Source organism: Rapidithrix thailandica, assembly GCF_039710355.1.
Taxonomy (GTDB): Bacteria; Bacteroidota; Bacteroidia; order Cytophagales; family Flammeovirgaceae; genus Rapidithrix; species Rapidithrix thailandica.
In genome coordinates, this window is record NZ_JBDKWZ010000003.1 from 185756 (window position 1) to 203053 (window position 17298).

Below are 17298 nucleotides of genomic sequence, written 5' to 3' on the forward strand. Positions count from 1 at the left end.
TTTCTACAACAAATCTGCGCCTATTTTAATTTGAAAATAGAAGCGCCTAAAAAGACATTTTACCAGCAACTATCCGTACACCCCAGTTCCATTCATATTCCTCTTCTTTTTCACACCTCTCTCCCTACTTGTTATTTATCAATAGGTTACCCCCAACCTTTTATTTTTTTTTAAATTATTTTAAACTTATTTTTAGCCTTGTCTAAATTTTATATTTACATTAGCATTAAAATTTATTTAGAACAATTAAAAATACTTAATAATCACACTTACAACATGGTTCGAAACACTACTTTTCATTTGATGTTTGCGGGGCTGTTTCTGCTTTCTTGTATAAGCATTAGTTATGGACAAAGTAAAGGCAGCCTTCGGGGCAAGATTTCCTTTGAAGGAAAAGCAGCAGAGTTTATTCATGTAGGTTTGCTCAAAGCCAACCTGGGGGCTATTACCGATGAGCAAGGTCATTATGAGATTAAAAACATTCCCTATGGAAAATATACGCTACAAATCAGTGCGGTGGGTTACGAAACACACCGGCAAGAGATCAGGATTCAATCCGGTGAGCCGTTGGTTGTCAATCACACGTTGGAAGAGTCCAGTGAGTTGATGGAGGAAGTGGTGATTTCAGGTACGTTGAAAGAAGTATCCAAATTGGAATCGCCTGTGCCGGTAGAGGTGTACAACCCGGTGTATTTTCAGAAAAACCCCACCCCGGCCCTTTTTGAGGCTTTACAAATCGTTAACGGAGTGCGTCCGCAAGTGAACTGTTCGATTTGTAATACCGGAGATATCCATATCAACGGAATGGAAGGCCCTTATACCATGGTGCTCATCGATGGGATGCCGATTGTCAGTGGTTTGTCTTCCGTATATGGACTCAACGGAATTCCCAATAGTATGATCGAACGGGTTGAAGTCGTAAAAGGTCCTGCCTCTACTTTGTACGGTTCGGAAGCTGTGGGCGGATTGATCAATGTAATTACCAAACAGCCGGACAAAACGCCCCGCTTTGCCGTGGATGTCTTCGCCACCGACTGGCAAGAGGTCAATACGGATATTGGGACACGCTTCAAAGTAGGCAAAGCCACTGCTATGGCCGGAGTTAATTATTTCCACTATGACAACCCCATCGACAGAAACGGAGACGGCTATACCGATCTGACCAATGCCAAAAGACTCTCTTTATTTAACAAATGGAGTTTTGAACGGAAAAACAACCGCGTTGCCACCTTGGCCGGACGCTATGTATACGAAGACCGTTGGGGGGCTGAAATGGACTGGAACTCATCGTACCGTGGCGGGACTGAGCTCTACGGAGAATCGATCTATACCGAGCGGTATGAGTTGGTCGGAACTTATCAATTGCCCCTTGACTCCGAAAACCTGATGTTCAGTTATTCTTTCAATTCACATTCACAAAATTCCATATACGGTGACGAGGCGTATATTGCCCAACAGCGCATCGGTTTCGGGCAATTGCTATGGGACAAACAATTGGGCAAGCACGACTTATTGTTGGGAGGTGCCTTCCGTTACCAATACTATGATGACAATACGGCTGCCACGCGAAACGGTGACGAAGCAAATAACACCAACCAGCCGGACAAAACCTACTTACCGGGTTTGTTTGTTCAGGATGAAATCACTTTAGACTCCAGGTTAAAAATCCTCTTGGGGATGCGGTACGATTATAATTCCGATCACGGAAATATTTTTACCCCCAGGTTTAATCTGAAATGGTCTCCTAACCGCAACAATACTTTGCGATTGAGTGCCGGAACCGGTTACCGGGTGGTCAACTTATTCACAGAAGATCATGCAGCTACTACGGGAACCCGGGATGTGGTACTGGAAGAAGATTTAAAACCGGAACGCTCCTATAATGTAAACCTCAACTATCAGAAATTCATCGATATTCCCGGAGGAATCCTGACTTTAGATGCAAGTGCATTCTACACCTATTTCTTTAACAAAATCATCCCGGATTACGAAACCAGCCAAACCAAAATCTTTTACCGCAACCTGGATGGCTATGCCGTATCCCAGGGGGTATCGCTGAACGCAGACCTGTCCTTTGAATTCCCTTTGACAGCCAACTTCGGAGTAACGTTGATGGATGTATATACAATGGATAAAGACGATGAAGGCAAAAATCACCGGGAGAAACAATTGCTTACCGAAACCGTCAGTGGCACTTGGGCATTGAGCTATACCTTCCACAAACCGGGAATTAGCATCGACTATTCCGGCAATATATACGGCCCTATGAAGCTTCCTTTACAGAATGAGAGGGACAACCGTAGCGAATTCTCCGATACCTATTCGATTCAGAATATTAAAATCAGTAAGAATTTTAACAACGGTTTGACGATCTACGGAGGGGTGAAGAACTTACTCAACTTCGTTCCTCCTTCTTATTCAATTACCCGTCCGCATGATCCTTTTAATAAACAAGTGGAGTTTGATAATGCAGGCAATCCGATAGCAACCTCAGAAAACCCTAAAGCATTGATCTTTGATACCACCTATGTGTATACCTCTTTTCAAGGTATACGCGGATTTTTTGGTATCAGTTACTCAGTCCGGTAAGACCGGATAGCTCTTCGAAAGCCAATATGCAAAAGCCGGCCAATGGCCGGCTTTTCATTTATAAAACGGTTGAAATTAGTTACAGAATAGCTAGTTCAATACCTAATATTTCACCTCCCCGATCTAATGGAGGATTATTTGATATTTTCTTAGCGAATTACCTCCACTCACATTTTTCCCCTAAATACTGATGGCGATAGCTATTTAAAGGAATGCTCATCAAGGATGCCTGTTTTTAATTTTCAACCTAAAAGTTATTCACTTACTTTCTGACGGCTGAGTTCTTCCGGAGTTTTGTCGTACCGGGAGAAAGGACGCAAGCGGAATTGGTAAGAGTACGTCTGGTATTTCAATGAATATTCCGGCAAGGCCGTAGAATACCAACTGTCAATACCACCTACTCCCATTTGCTTATGATCGATATTTAATGTGACCAAATCCCGTTCTTCCAATTCACCGGAGTGAGTTTGAGTACGTACATCTCCCGGATCCAGGTCTTCCATTTTATAATGCCAGGCACTCATACTCAAAGCAGATTCTCCCACTACCAACAGGCCAACACCATAATTGTTAGACAAGGCCATCCAACGCACATCGGTTTTGTTTCCGTTTTCCTGCGGACGTACATAAGGGTGGAACTGCTCCGCTACCGTACCTTGATACAAGCCTACGGCCGCTCCGGCTTTCCGGTCCCAATAGTTTTCGTGCGGACCACGGCCATACCATTTCATATTGGAAAATTCTTTAGGCAATTCCATTTGCATTCCTACCTTGGGTATCATAGGCAATTCCCCTTCTCCGGGATTAAACTGGTAATCCACCACTACATCTCCGCTTCCCAACACGCGATAAGTAATTGCACAAGTAGATTTATCAGCCGGAATCGAATACTCAGTACTAACTTGTACTTCGGTTTCGTTGACCTGCTTCACTTCAATTTTGGTAGGACGGGCTTTTTGCCCTGCTTCTTTCCAAACTTTCAATTTTTGATGCCATCTACCGCCAAAATCGTTATCTGTCGGAGGGCGCCAGAAGTTGATTTGAGGAGCTTTTTTCACCAATTCGGTCCCTAAATATTTGAAAGACATCAGTTTTCCGGTGTTTTTATCAAACTGTACGGCAAAACCTTTTCCACGTACCGTAGCTACATACGAAGTTTCGTCTAACACCACCGGTTTAATTTCCGCTTTTGCCAATGGGAAAGCTTCTTTTGAAACAGGTAAAGCCAACTGCTCAAAAGCTTGTTCGTGCCCTTTCGCTACTAATCCGTTAAGTTCTTTGGTTTTAAAACTCAAGTTCAAAAAGTACTCTACTCCTGCTTGCGCTTCAATAGCTGAGAAAGGAATTTGATACTGTTTTTTCGAATGCGCTTTTACATCCAAATCTTCGATCGTACCGGTTTCAATCGCTTTTCCATCCGCCATTACCGACCATTCCAAACGCAGGTCTTTCAGGTTTTTGAAATCGTATCCGTTTTCGATTTCTACCATACCTTTTGCCAAGTCGGCTGCTTTTACTTTTACATATTGGTACACATGTTTCACCTCATAAAGCGAAGGATTTGGAGTACGGTCCGGCATAATGATGCCATTGCTCAAGAAGTTATTATCACTCGGAATTCCTTCCGGTCCGTAGTCGCCTCCGTAGGCATAAAACTCCTGGCCTTTCTCATTCCGTTTCAACAAACCTTGGTCTACCCAATCCCAGATAAACCCTCCTTGCATGTTTTTATACTTCGGAATGATTTCTTCCCAATAGTCACGGAAATTCCCGACACTGTTCCCCATCGCATGAGCGTATTCACTCATAATATAAGGACGGTCCGGGTTTTTCTCCACAGCATCCACCATACGCTTTTTCCAAGGGTACTGAGGACAAATGATATCGGTATTGCGTTCAAAAATAGCCCGCTCATATTGTACCGGACGGGTTTTGTCTCTCGACTTGATCCAGTCATATGTTGCATAAAAGTTTACCCCGTTTCCAGCTTCGTTACCCAAAGCCCAGATGATCACGGATGGATGGTTTTTGTCGCGCTCCACCATACGAGCGGTTCGTTCCATATGAGCTAACTCCCACGCCGGGTTGTTCCCCAAGGTACGGTCCAGATTATATCCCATTCCATGAGATTCGATGTTCGCTTCGTCCACTACGTACAAACCGTATTGGTCACAAAGTTCATAGAAGAAAGGATCGTTCGGATAATGTGCCGTACGTACCGCATTAATGTTGTATTCTTTCATCAACTTCACATCCTCAATCATAGATTCCCGGCTGATGTAATGTCCGGTGGCCGGATCGTGTTCGTGACGGTTCACTCCTTTCACCCAAATACGCACGCCATTCACCCAAAGCTGTCCGTCTTTGATCTCCACCGTTCTGAATCCCACTTGGTTACGAATCACTTCCAGTGTTTCACCTTTAGAGTTTGTTATCGTTAACAAAAGTGTGTATAAATAAGGAGTTTCCGCTGTCCATTGTTGAGGAGTCTGAACAGTTGTTTCAAAAGCAAGTTGTTCTTCACGGTTACCGCGAAGGTCAATTGTTTTTTGAATGGGTTCCATTACTACTTTACCCTCTGCATCCAATAACTCTAAGCCCACCTTTACTCCTTTGGCCGTTTTACGATCGTAGTTACGCAAATCCACTTTTACATCCAGTTGGCCATGGGTGTAATTCTTATCCAATCCGGCAACCACAAAATAATCACGGATATGCTGTTTGGGAGCTGCCCAAAGGTATACATCTCTTTCGATACCACTGATTCTCCAAAAGTCCTGACACTCCAGGTAACTTCCGTCACTCCAGCGATAAACCTCCAATGCCAATAAATTCTCTCCTTTTCTGATGTAATTGGTAATGTCAAATTCCGCAGGTAATTTACTTCCTTGGCTATAACCTACTTTTTTGCCATTCACCCAAATGTACATGGCTGATTTAACCGCACCTAAATGGATAAACACTTGCTTCCCATCCCAGTTTTCAGGAATTTCAAAGGTTTTACGATACGATCCTACAGGGTTGTAACCGTCCGGGATATCAGGAGGATTCGGATTTTTAGGTTTGAATTCGTATGGGTGGTTCACATAAATCGGAATACCATATCCGTGTACTTCCCAGTTACCAGGAACCGGAATAGTCCCCCACTGTTGGTCGTTATAGCTTTCTTGATAAAAGTCTACCGGGCGCTTTGAGGGATCGTCCACCCAGTTGAATTTCCAAATTCCATTCAGATTTTGAAAGTGTTCCGAACCGGCTTTTTCATTTTTCAATGCCAAATCCCGGGTTTCAAAAGGGAACAAAGTAGCATGGGCGGCTTCCTTATTCACCTCCACCACTTTCGGATTTTCCCAATCCAGGGGCTTCTGTGCCACTACTGTCTGTATGGCCGCCAGCCAGACCATGAGTAGTAAGCATACGTTAGTTTTTTTCATTCGTAAATTTCTAATTAAAAATTTAACATAGCGCTCATCTATATCGATGACGAATCCATCTACGATTATAGCAAAGAAATATGGAAAAGCCGGGTGAGTCGTACGAAGAATTGGAGGAAAAACTGCAAGATTTGTTTTTTTAGGCTTATTCCTCCCCTGTAATGGGAATTTCGTTGTGAAGAGAAGTTTTTTTCTATAAATTAGCGCCTGCAATTAGCCGGTCTCGTAGTACAATGGATAGTATATGGGTCTCCGGAACCCAGGATCTAGGTTCGATTCCTAGCGAGACCACCACTCAAAACCCCTCTCTAATATCTTTAGAGAGGGGTTCTTTTTTAGTTTATTATAAAAGCTCCCTTTCAATCCTGAAAGAGGCTGCTTAATCCTTATGGCTTTCCTGACGAATCGCCCTGCTGAGGAAATATAGAAAGCCTCCTATGATAAAACCCAGAATGAGGATCATTCCGATGATACTGTCCGTACTCATAATCTTTTTGTCTTTTATGGTTTCAACTTTTGTTTCCCATTCAAAAAACAAAAGCCGGTAATTACTTAAATCAATAATTCTTTACTTGTCCCTACTTTATTCACTTACTATTCACTCAGGGAGGCGACATTTTCAGCCTCTTTGGCTTCAGGGTTGAGTGCTTTTTGATTCTCCTCTTTGAATTTTTTGTATAAAAATTTATTTAAAAAGAATCCCAAGGCCAATAAAGCTCCCCATTGGGTGATAATGGTCGCATTACTGTACACACTCAATACGTTCCAATTGCCTTCCGCATCGAACCAGGGGAATTCGTCATATCCTCTGGACATCCACCACCAAATCAGGGTCATACCCAAAAAGATATTGATGATCATACAAACTTTAAAGTAAATTGAAGATACGCTAAACTGCGAATCGGTATCGATCAATTCCCGTTTAAACTTGGTCAACCCGTATTTCAAAGCGGCAAAGATGATCAGCATTCCCGAAACCACTAATCCAATACCCCATACCCAATCTTGATTGGAGAAGAAATCCAGAGAATATGCAGAAGGGAAGCCGAATAAAATACAGAAAAACGCTGCGCGAATAGCCGAAGCATGGCGACTTAGTCCTATATCCCCCATGAGTTTGATAAACAACTCGATCATAGGCAGCAAGGAGCTAAAGGCAGCAATTAAAAAAGCGGCAAAAAAGAAAACAGCCAAATAGGCTCCTCCGGGAATTTCGGCAAACAACTTGGGAATAATGGTAAATGTAAGAGCTTGGTTTCCTGCTTGTAAGTGGCTTACTGCTGCGGCTTCTGAGGGTGCTAAGGCAAATACAGCTGGTAAGATGGCCATTCCTGAAACTAAAGAGGCCGTATTATTTCCAAAACCACTGATAAAGATATTCAAAGATACGTCTTCATTGTCACGAGAATAGGAGGAGATGGTCATCATCAACCCCCAGCCAGCCCCGGTGGACCAAGCCGATTGCGTTAATGCTTCCAGCCATACTGCCGGGTCATTGAATAATTCCGGCCGGATGGTAAACATGTATTCAAATCCTTTTATCCCATTTCCAACATTCAGGGATAGCACACTGATGAGTATCAAAAAACCAAAGAGTAAAGGGATCAAGACTTTGTTTACCTTTTCCAAGCCATTTTGAATACCTCTGTACAAAAAAACCGCTCCGATAATCACCGCAACCACATGTAACACAACGGTGGTCATGCTGCTACTGGAGATTCCCGTCCAATGGGCTTTTAAAAACTCCGGGTCTTCCACTAGTTTTTGGCTAATGGTCGTTCCCCCGGTAAGGGCATGGTAGGCATTTTCAATAGAAAAGCCCAGGTAATTCATCGCCCAGGCTGTCACTACGGAATAATAAAAGGTGATACACAAAGTACACCCGGCTATAAAAAAACCCATCCAGGTATATTTCTTTCCGGCTGCGCTTGCGAAGGAGCCAATTACTCCCAAGCGGTAGCGCTTTCCGATCGAAAACTCAGCCAGTAATATCGGAATCGACCATATCAGTAAAAAAAGAATCCAAAGAATAATAAAGGTGCCTCCGTACTGTCCGGCAAGCCGGGGAAAGCGCCATAAGTTTCCAGCTCCAATGGCCATCCCTAAAGAGGCCAGAATTAATCCCCATCTGCTACTAAATTGTTCTTTAATTGGCATAATATGTATTTTGATTCAACGAAAATTTCACAGACTCATAGTAAAAATATTTCTTTACTACAAATCCTTCGTCCCAAGCTTAGCACCAACTAAGGCCAAATGACCGTAATAGGTAATTCGGGACCACAAAATCCTGAAGTAAACAAAAAAAACGGAAAGAGACTAATGATTTTACAATGAATATTTTTTAGGCCGGAAGAAGGGTTTTAAAACCGTTTCAATAAGGATAACGCGAAGGGTAAACAATTATAAATGATTAATTTACGAATATTGGATAGGTACAGGAGGCTTTTTCATCTGGCATGAGGGGTATAGCTCGGAAAGCGTATTTCCCAGCCGGATGAGTATCTCATAAAACTCTGCTTATCAAAGTATAAAATCCATTCAACCTCATTTGTACCTGGCGTAAAAACCACCTCAAATAACGCTCTTCGTTCCTTATATTTTTTTGAGATCTCGACAAGGTATTTGAAGGCATCTAAACCGTCTGATTTTTCAAATAAAAGGAGGCTTGATTTTTATAAAAAGGGCCTCCTTTTACCTTTTTTTCAATAGAGTTTTTTTATAAGGCTCATAGTTTTATCAAATCTTTAAATAATTGAATTTCAAAGCAGAATTTGAAATGCAATCCGTTGATAGATCTCCTTTTTGACATCCGTTCAAACCGCTGTTATGTTTCATCGGATTTACCTTTACTCAAGCCCGTTTGGAATACACTCAGGCACTAACTATTCCTTCAGTTTTTTGCCAAATTCCGGTTTGATTTTGACAAAAAAGGCCACTACCAATATAGGAATGGCCGAGACCACCACCCAGATAAAGAAGTGCTGGTACCCGATCAACTCTTGTAACCAACCGCTAAACATCCCGGGAAGCATCATGCCTAATGCCATAAATCCTGTGGTAATGGCAAAATGAGCGGTTTTATGTTCTCCTTCGGAAATATAGATCATGTACAACATATAAGCGGTAAAGCCAAAACTATATCCGAACTGTTCAATGGCTACAGCGATACAAATCGTTATGAATGAGTCGGGTAAGGCATAGGCCAGGAACACATAGACACCATTCGGTAAGTTAACGGCCAGAATCATCCACCATAACCAATATTTCAAGCCCTGCCGGGAAGCCACCCAGCCCCCTAATATTCCCCCTACCGTCAGCGCGATCATCCCGATGGTACCGTATACCAGACCTACTTCCCCGGTGGTCAAACCCAGGCCCCCGGCCTCCCGGGCATCCAAAAGGAAAGGAGCGGCCAGTTTAACCAACTGGGCTTCCCCAAAGCGAAAAAGCAATAAAAAAGCGATGCTGACTCCGATATGTTCTTTTTTGAAAAAGAGGGCAAATGTTCTGAAAAACTCTGAAAACGGTGAGCGTCCGTCTTGCGTGACTGCCGGACGGTCGCCCGCCGGCCGGGGAAGAACAAACCGGTGAAAAAGAAATAAACCGACTAACAAGCCTGACAGGATAAAGAAAACGGTGACCCAGGCAAAAGTGATATTCCCGGAAGTAGCTTCAAATACGGCACCGGAGGCTTTCTTTAGTTTAGGATCCAATTGAATAACGGCCAATGCCGGTTGATTCCAATTAAACTTATCAAATACGAACCGACTTCCTTCCAGCAGTTGAATACTTTTATCCCCACTTTTCCAGCTAAGATTTACTGCTACGGGAGTTTCTTTCGGCTTTTCAGACAAGTGAAAATACACGACTCCTACATTGCCAACGGTTTGTTCAAGCTTTTTTACCGGCACAGTCGGCCCGAAATGTTTTTGAAGGATCTGGCCTAAAGGACCGGATACGTTTTCACTCCACCAGGATACTTCCGTTCCCGTTTCCGAATTAGTAACTGTTTGCGGTATTTCCTGGGGATAAAATCTATGTTTGGTATTCCATTCTTTTACAAAATGCAAAATGGAATCTGCTTGAGCGGGAAGTACTACATTTGTACTGATTTCAAGTTCTTCCATCCCAGCCACCAAATGCAAAGGACCTGCTTCGGGAATAATATGAAAATTCTGAAAACCCGTCATAGCCTGGTTCTCTACTCGATTGATAGCTTTGACCGATACACTGGCCGATGCTAATCCGGTACTACTTTCCAGATACCCCGCCAGAATTACGATCAAGCCTTGCCCTGTCAAAATAGCCAACCGGTAAAAAGTACTTCGTATCCCGACAAAAAAGGCCTGTTTGTGCTCATCCAGGCCTATCATATAAAATCCGTCTGCGGCTATATCATGCGTGGCCGAACTAAAGGCAAGTAACCAAAGAAAGGCCAAGGTATATTGAAAAAAACCGGGAAGGGGAATGGTAAAGGCCACTCCGGCAAAAGCGGCCCCTAACAGCACTTGCATACTCACAATCCACCAACGCTTTGTTTTTACCAGGTCGACTACCGGACTCCATAAAGGCTTGATCACCCATGGCAAATACAGCCAACTAGTGTACAAAGCGATATCGGCATTGGAAATTCCCATGCGTTTGTACATGATCACCGACACGGTCATAACGACCACATAAGGCATTCCTTCGGCAAAATACAAAGAAGGCACCCAAGCCCATGGATTTCTGGTTTTCTGTCTTTTCACTTCCATAGTGTTTGCAATAGTTTCACACAAGGCCTTTTCCCTTACAATGCTGTACTCCGGAACGATACAGCCTTTTCAACCTTAAAAAGTAAGTTTATGAAATAATCGTAAAAATCAGGGAAAAAGCGGGAAGAAAAACAGGAATGGGTAATACAAATCATGGTTATCCGTGAGGGGAAAAAACAGATAACAGTTATTAATCGGGATTAGCAGTTAGAAGAAATAACACTTGTCCGCATTAAAAGAGGAAAGCAGTACATCCACCTTTAACCACTAATCCCTAACACCTAAGCTTTTACCAATTCCATAATTGTGATTTCAGGAAGCATTCCCACCCGGCCGGGGAAGCCCAAGTAGCCATAGCCTCTGTTTACATATAAATATTGGTTTTCTTTTTGGTACAAACCGCCCCACTGTTCATACATATATTGCACCGGACTCCATTTCAAACCCGGGATTTCCACGCCAAACTGCATCCCATGGGTGTGTCCGGCAAACATGATATCGATATCGGAATACTCCGGCCGAACTTGTGCATCCCAATGGCTGGGATCATGCGAAAGCAACAGTTTTACGGGAGCTTCTTCTGTTCCTTTATACGCTTGCGCTAATTTTCCATATTTAGGAAAGCGCCCCTTTGCACCCCAATTTTCGATGCCTAAAAGAGCGATTTTTTCTCCATCAACTTCCAAAAAGCGATGTTCATTCATCAATAAGTTCCATCCCATACGCCCATGGGTTTTCTTTAAGTTCTCAAGGTTTTGCTTTTGCGCTTCCGGACTGGCCCAGGATACATAATCTCCATAATCGTGATTTCCCAATACGGAATACACTCCTAGTGGCGCTGATATTTTAGAAAAAATATCCTGATAGTCTTTCATCTCGGAGGCACGGTTGTTAACTAAATCTCCCGTAAAAAAGACGGCATCCGGTTTTTGTTTCATCAAAAGTTCTACCCCGCCTTTCACAGCCGTTTTGTTGTAAAAACTTCCGGAGTGAACATCGGAAATCTGAGCGATTTTAAACCCGTGAAACGCAGAAGGCAAATTGGCCAAAGGTACTTTCACTTTTCGGATACGATAATCGTGTGCTCCCGAAACGATCCCATACACCATGCCTACAGCCGGAACGGCACCTACCACCAATCCTGTTTTGGCTAAAAACTCGGAACGGGTAATGGCATCCCCCTCTCCAATCGCTCCGTTTGAAGGAGCGAGTTGAGCATACACCCACTTCCCCAAACGAACCGCATCATCCAACAACAAGAATATGACAATTAACAACTTTGGTAACAAGTTGATCAATACACCTGTCATAAAATAACTGCGTGTGTTGCGCCCCAGGAATTCGGCATCCAAGAAAAAGAACAAACAAGCCCCGGCCAATACCAATGCGGAAACACTCCAGTAAGACCAGGTAATGATATTGCGGAAGACGGTGGAAAAATCCTGAATGACTAACCGGACCGCTTGAAAGGCATAGTAGTCTATAAGAAGCAATACCATCAGAAATAAGAGGACATAAAATAATCTACGTTCCATGAATTCAATATCAAAAAGAAAAAACAGCGAGATACTCAGTAAAACAGAAGCAGAAACAGCCCAATAAATCCAAGGGAACAATTTAGAAGTAGTGGAATTTAGCAGCTTTCGTTTAAGGGATTGAAAAATACTCCACTCCACAAAAAAAAGTACGGTAGAAATTAATAAAATTAAAAGAATTCTGTTCATGAGTTGTTTCTAATAGTTGACACCGATATGCCATTGATTATACAAGTATTTGGTTTCAGGCATTCAAACTAGCAAGGGGTTGAACCCCGCTAACTGTTCAGCCATGTTGCTTATTATTCAAGGGGTTTACCCAAGCGTTATCACGGCTTTTCAAGCCACCTTGAAAAGGGATCACAATATGCTATTCAAAGGTATCCATGTTAAGCAATATATTACTTTTGAATTAACTTTTATCGTCAGGCAAAGTTCGCCATTCTTCCTTTTTTAACATCAATTTTACATTAATGGCTTATATATGTGTTTTATGGGGATTGGATGCAGATTTTTGGCATTTTTACTTTGTTATGCATAAACTCCCTCCTCCATTCCCAGTGTTTTTCGGATTTATTTTTGTAAATTAACCTGTGAAAATTGAAAGATATATCATTCCAAAGCAAAATTACGTAAAACAATACCATGGAATTTTTTTTTACTTTTTAAACGTTTTTTTCGAGAATTTAAAACCAAACTTAAACTATGAAATCATTAGGAATAGGGAATGCCCCACAACCCAAGGATACATTCCTAATTAACAATTTAATTTCTCAAAATGCGATCTCTAATTCTTTATCGAATGGGATACATTGCTGCCTGATGGCGGTTTTTTGGTGTGGCTCTTATGCTTAGGTGTACCTTCTGTTTTGAAGGTAATTTTTTCAACTGACCGGTCCCTTTTGTAAGTGAGCGTATATCGCTCTGACAAAGACTGGCAAATGGTTAAATCTGCAATAAATCGAATGCATGCAAGACCAATACATAAACCTAAATTAGCAACTTTAAACCATACGAAAACTATGCTTGACTACAGCAAATTAATCCTGGACAAAGTGAGCTTTAATCGCATTTTGTTTGAAAAAGAATTGCGCAAAGCCGTAAGACAATTGTCTGACCAAGAAATACACAAATTAAAAAACTGGTGTATTGCCAAGTACGGACCAAAGTATAAATCTTTAATACTGGACGTCTTTGATGAAGCGTTAAGCGAAACCTACTTATAATAAAGATCTAAGAGCATGGAATAAAAAACACCTTGGTGCTTCCACCAAGGTGTTTTTTTATCAATGGAGATGTAATAAGTGTTCTTATCAAATCATTCAAAGAACTTGCTTAGTTGATGCCACAACTACAAGTGGGGCGCATAAAGGAACGCGTTTTGAAATGCCAAGGAAAATGCTGGCTAAATTTACCGTTTTCCCAGTAGAACTTACTTCTTTTGCGCTCTACGTTACCTACTTCCTTCATGCTTTCAGCCTCAAATAAACGCCCATTGATCATAGTGTACCGCACAAACTCGGTATTCCGGATATTCTCCAAAGGATCTTTGTCCAGCACGATTAAGTCAGCCAGCTTTCCTGCTTCCAATGAACCTATTTCATGATCCATACCGATGTAGTGGGCCCCATTCCAAGTAGCCGCCCGGATCGCTTCCAGATTAGACATCCCTCCCTGCGCAAGCATCCATAATTCCCAATGAGCTCCAATTCCCTGAATTTGCCCATGAGCACCTAAATTCACCTTCACCCCTTTATCTGTTAACTCTTTACAGAGCTGGGAGCTCAGGATATGTCCGTTTTCATACTCTTCCATTGGCACCATGGTACGGTGACGTGAACGTGCATCAACAACTGCCCGGGGAGTAAAGTTGAGTAAACGTTCTTTCTCCCATACATTGGTGGTTTGGTACCAATAGTACTCCCCGGTGATGCTTCCGTAATTAACGATAAGCGTAGGTGTATAACCTGTTTGACTTTCAGACCATACTGTTTGTACATCTTTGTAAGCCGGGAAAATAGGAATATTATGTTCTATTCCCGTATGCCCATCCAGAATCATACTCATATTGTGAAAAAAGGTAGAACCGCCTTCCGGTACCACCATCACTCCTTGTTCTTTTGCAGCCGTGATGATTTGTTGGCGTTGCTCTCTTCGGGGTTGATTATAACTTTTCACGGAAAAGGCCCCAAAAGCTTTGGTACGGCTGATCGCAGAACGGGCATCGTCCAGGTTATTCACTACAGCTTTAAAATCTCCGTCCGCACCGTATAAAATGGTTCCCGTAGAAAAAATCCTCGGTCCTACCATTTGTCCCGCCTTCACCATTTCCGATTGAGAAAACACCATTTCCGTATTGGCAGAAGGATCGTGGGTGGTAGTGACTCCATAAGCCAGGTTGGCATAATAGGCCCAATGTTGCTTAGGACTCAAGCCATAGCGAAACCCTCTCAAATGAGCGTGTACATCTACAATACCGGGCATGATCGTTTTGCCAGTCACGTCCACCACTTTTGCATTGGCAGGTACATTTACTTCTCCGGCTTTCCCAATGGCTTCGATGCGGTTTTCATTGATGACGATTACTCCATTCTCTATTACTTCATCACCCTTCATCGTGATGATTTTCGCACCACTCAAAACCAATTTTTTCTCCGGTTTATCCAACTCCACTTCCAAACCCAATGCAACTCCGGTAGTATCCGGTGGAGGCACACTATCGGGAGAGCCTTCCAAAAAGGTAAAACGCTTCTTAACCTCAGTGGTAAAATATTCACCTCCTAAGGTCCAATGTAATTTTTTGCTGTCTGCCGACCAATGTAAGTTAATTCCCGCATCTTTTGTCACTTGTGATACCGGTATCGCCTGGGTGCCGGCCTTTAGTTCGAAAGGTTTGCCATTGAGATGCATTGGCGCGATATATACCTTGTGCAGCTCCATAAAGGCCACCCATTGGTTGTCCGGGCTGGCAAGAAAGCGGTTGGCATGATCTCCGATAAAATGCGTCTTTTCATCCGAGCCATCTACTTTCACACTTTTCAACTCTTTTTTTAAACTTCCGAAAAAGTAACCTCCCGTTTGATAGAAGATCCGTTTTCCTTCTTTATCAAATTGGGGGTAAGCGCCTTCTTTCCCTACCAAAGTCATTTCTCCCCCTTGTGCAGGCATGGTATAAATTCCGGGTTTTTTAGAAAAATCAAAGCCTAAATCGTAATTTCCAACTTCTTTTTGAAACACCAAGGTTTTTCCCTCCGGAGAAAAATCCGGAGCACGGTAAATGCCCTTTTCCCGGGTCACTTTTACAGGCTGTGCTTTCTTAGCCGTCAGATCCAAGGTATAAATGGCGCCCAACTCTTCATCGTCCCAAGTGACATATGCCAGGGTTTTCCCATCTTTGGAAAAAGTGGGTTCGTACTCAAATGTTTGATGGTTGGTCAGCCTTTGAGGTTTACCGTTCGGTAATTTTTTCTTCCACAAATACCCTACGGCATTGAATACCACCGTATTTCCATCCGGTGAAGTCGCCAGATGCCGAATGGCTTTTGCTGTAAACTTCTCAGGAGCAACTTCTTGCTTAAAGCGCAATGCATGGTAAATTTTATGTTTGGCATTCACCTCAAACGGAATCATCTCCGCACTCCCGTTATCCACATTGATTTTCCGGAGTTTTCCTTTTGCCCAAATAACGATATGCTGGTCATCGGGCGTCCAACTATAGCCTGTATACGGTCCGAAAATCGCCCAGGCCTCTTGTTGATCTTTTGAAAGATCTTCATAAATAGGCCATTCTTGTCCGGTAGTCAAATCGTGCAAATACAAAACGGATTTTGTCCGTACCCGCTTGATAAAAGCCATGAGTTTACCATTGTGAGAAATTTGAGGAGTGATGGCTCCACCCGGTCCTCCGGTAATGGTTTCAATTTCTCCGGTTTCCCGGTCATAGCGTTTGATCACATAAATCTGACTGTTGGGATCTTTGTTATACTCAAAAGCTCCACCGGGATACATGTCTTCACTGTAGTAAATATAACGACCGTCCGGAGAAAAACACGGTTCTCCTACATCTTGTTGATCGTTTTTGCGCTGAGTCAGTTGTACTCCCGAGCCTCCGCTGATATGATACATCCATAGCTCTCCCGCTCCCAACGAACGCCCGGAAGTAAAGTGTTTTCTGGCTACGAAATATTGACCGTCAGGTGCCCAATCGGCATTGTTCAATAAGCGGAAATTTTCTTTGGTTATCTGTTTGGCTTCCGAGCCATCCCGGTTCATCATCCAGATATTATCTCCCCCTCCGGCATCACTAGTAAACATAATTTGCGAGCCATCCGGGCTATAGCTCGGTTGTACTTCAAAAGCATGCCCTTGCCGCAATACGTTGGCCTCTCCCCCCTTGATCGGAATGCTGTAAATATCCCCCATCATATCAAAAACCACCTCTTTACCATCCGGACTCACATCCAAACTCATCCAAGTCCCTTCGTCTGTGGTAAACTCGATTTCTTTAAAATCACCCGGGGGATTGTTGACATCCCATTTCTTGTCTTTGTCTTGAGCAAAAGCCAGTTGGCAAACACCCAATAACAAACACGCCACTTTGATCATTCGTTTTCTCATGTTGTTTATAAAGTTTATATTATTTCAAATACGAAAATTAAGTTGGCTATACAACTTAATTTCACAAACTAAACAAAAATAGCCGTCATGTCTCTGAATATTCCATTTCAATATTGTCCACCACTCTTGGCGACTCACAAAATAGTTGCATAAAATTACACAAACTTCATAGCTTTTCCTGCAGCTTCTATTTGAAGGGTTGGTCACTTACCCAGTCATGTTTTACATTGATAAAAAGAGAGATTACCACTATATCAAAAGGAATTTTCGTATTATTTTCAGATTTTTTAGCGTAAGTGAACTTTCTTTTGCAATTTTGCGTGTTCTAGAATGGAATTATCTACAAGATGATTCAAGTTCTTTTTC

At 42.6% G+C, this 17298-nt stretch carries 8 protein-coding genes and 1 tRNA gene; 3 read left to right on the plus strand and 6 right to left on the minus strand.

Going from position 1 to position 17298, the window contains the following annotated elements:
• Positions 1-276 precede the first annotated feature (276 nt).
• Complete coding sequence (locus tag AAG747_RS06430; RefSeq protein ID WP_346820323.1) at positions 277-2589, plus strand: TonB-dependent receptor; 2313 nt, start codon at positions 277-279, stop codon at positions 2587-2589.
• A 254-nt stretch (positions 2590-2843) separates the two neighbouring features.
• Here AAG747_RS06430 and lacZ read toward each other — a convergent pair whose 3' ends face one another.
• Complete coding sequence (lacZ, locus tag AAG747_RS06435; RefSeq protein WP_346820324.1) at positions 2844-6023, minus strand: beta-galactosidase, LacZ type; 3180 nt, start codon at positions 6021-6023, stop codon at positions 2844-2846.
• Between the two features lie 219 nt (positions 6024-6242).
• Here lacZ and AAG747_RS06440 point away from each other — a divergent pair.
• Positions 6243-6317: transfer RNA gene (locus AAG747_RS06440), tRNA-Arg, on the plus strand.
• A gap of 85 nt (positions 6318-6402) precedes the next feature.
• On the opposite strand, the gene AAG747_RS06445 is transcribed toward AAG747_RS06440, so the two are convergent.
• The 4 genes from AAG747_RS06445 to AAG747_RS06460 form a co-directional block, all read right to left on the minus strand.
• Entirely contained in the window at positions 6403-6510 is a 108-nt protein-coding gene (locus AAG747_RS06445; RefSeq protein ID WP_346820325.1) for a MetS family NSS transporter small subunit, read from the minus strand.
• Positions 6511-6617: 107 nt separating this feature from the next.
• Positions 6618-8180 carry a sodium-dependent transporter gene (locus AAG747_RS06450; RefSeq protein WP_346820326.1) on the minus strand — a complete coding sequence of 521 codons (1563 nt, stop codon included), beginning with the start codon at positions 8178-8180 and terminating at the stop codon, positions 6618-6620.
• 728 nt (positions 8181-8908) lie between these two features.
• Complete coding sequence (locus AAG747_RS06455) at positions 8909-10780, minus strand: MFS transporter (RefSeq protein ID WP_346820327.1); 1872 nt, start codon at positions 10778-10780, stop codon at positions 8909-8911.
• 281 nt (positions 10781-11061) lie between these two features.
• Positions 11062-12315, minus strand: coding sequence for a metallophosphoesterase (locus AAG747_RS06460; RefSeq protein ID WP_346820328.1), 1254 nt, complete (start codon positions 12313-12315; stop codon positions 11062-11064).
• 1022 nt (positions 12316-13337) lie between these two features.
• Between AAG747_RS06460 and AAG747_RS06465 the strand changes: the two genes are divergently transcribed.
• Positions 13338-13541, plus strand: coding sequence for a hypothetical protein (locus AAG747_RS06465; RefSeq protein ID WP_346820329.1), 204 nt, complete (start codon positions 13338-13340; stop codon positions 13539-13541).
• A gap of 109 nt (positions 13542-13650) precedes the next feature.
• On the opposite strand, the gene AAG747_RS06470 is transcribed toward AAG747_RS06465, so the two are convergent.
• A complete protein-coding gene (locus AAG747_RS06470; protein ID WP_346820330.1) occupies positions 13651-16932 on the minus strand; it encodes an amidohydrolase family protein in 3282 nt (1093 codons plus the stop codon).
• Between the last annotated feature and the right edge of the window lie 366 nt (positions 16933-17298).

What these genes read in the sequence shown, in the direction of transcription:
- AAG747_RS06460 (WP_346820328.1), bottom strand. Translation starts at nt 12,315, where the DNA reads ATGGAACGTAGATTATTTTATGTCCTCTTATTTCTGATGGTATTGCTT.
- AAG747_RS06470 (WP_346820330.1), bottom strand. Translation starts at nt 16,932, where the DNA reads ATGAGAAAACGAATGATCAAAGTGGCGTGTTTGTTATTGGGTGTTTGC.
- lacZ (WP_346820324.1), bottom strand. Translation starts at nt 6,023, where the DNA reads ATGAAAAAAACTAACGTATGCTTACTACTCATGGTCTGGCTGGCGGCC.
- AAG747_RS06445 (WP_346820325.1), bottom strand. Translation starts at nt 6,510, where the DNA reads ATGAGTACGGACAGTATCATCGGAATGATCCTCATTCTGGGTTTTATC.
- AAG747_RS06465 (WP_346820329.1), top strand. Translation starts at nt 13,338, where the DNA reads ATGCTTGACTACAGCAAATTAATCCTGGACAAAGTGAGCTTTAATCGC.
- AAG747_RS06455 (WP_346820327.1), bottom strand. Translation starts at nt 10,780, where the DNA reads ATGGAAGTGAAAAGACAGAAAACCAGAAATCCATGGGCTTGGGTGCCT.
- AAG747_RS06430 (WP_346820323.1), top strand. Translation starts at nt 277, where the DNA reads ATGGTTCGAAACACTACTTTTCATTTGATGTTTGCGGGGCTGTTTCTG.
- AAG747_RS06450 (WP_346820326.1), bottom strand. Translation starts at nt 8,180, where the DNA reads ATGCCAATTAAAGAACAATTTAGTAGCAGATGGGGATTAATTCTGGCC.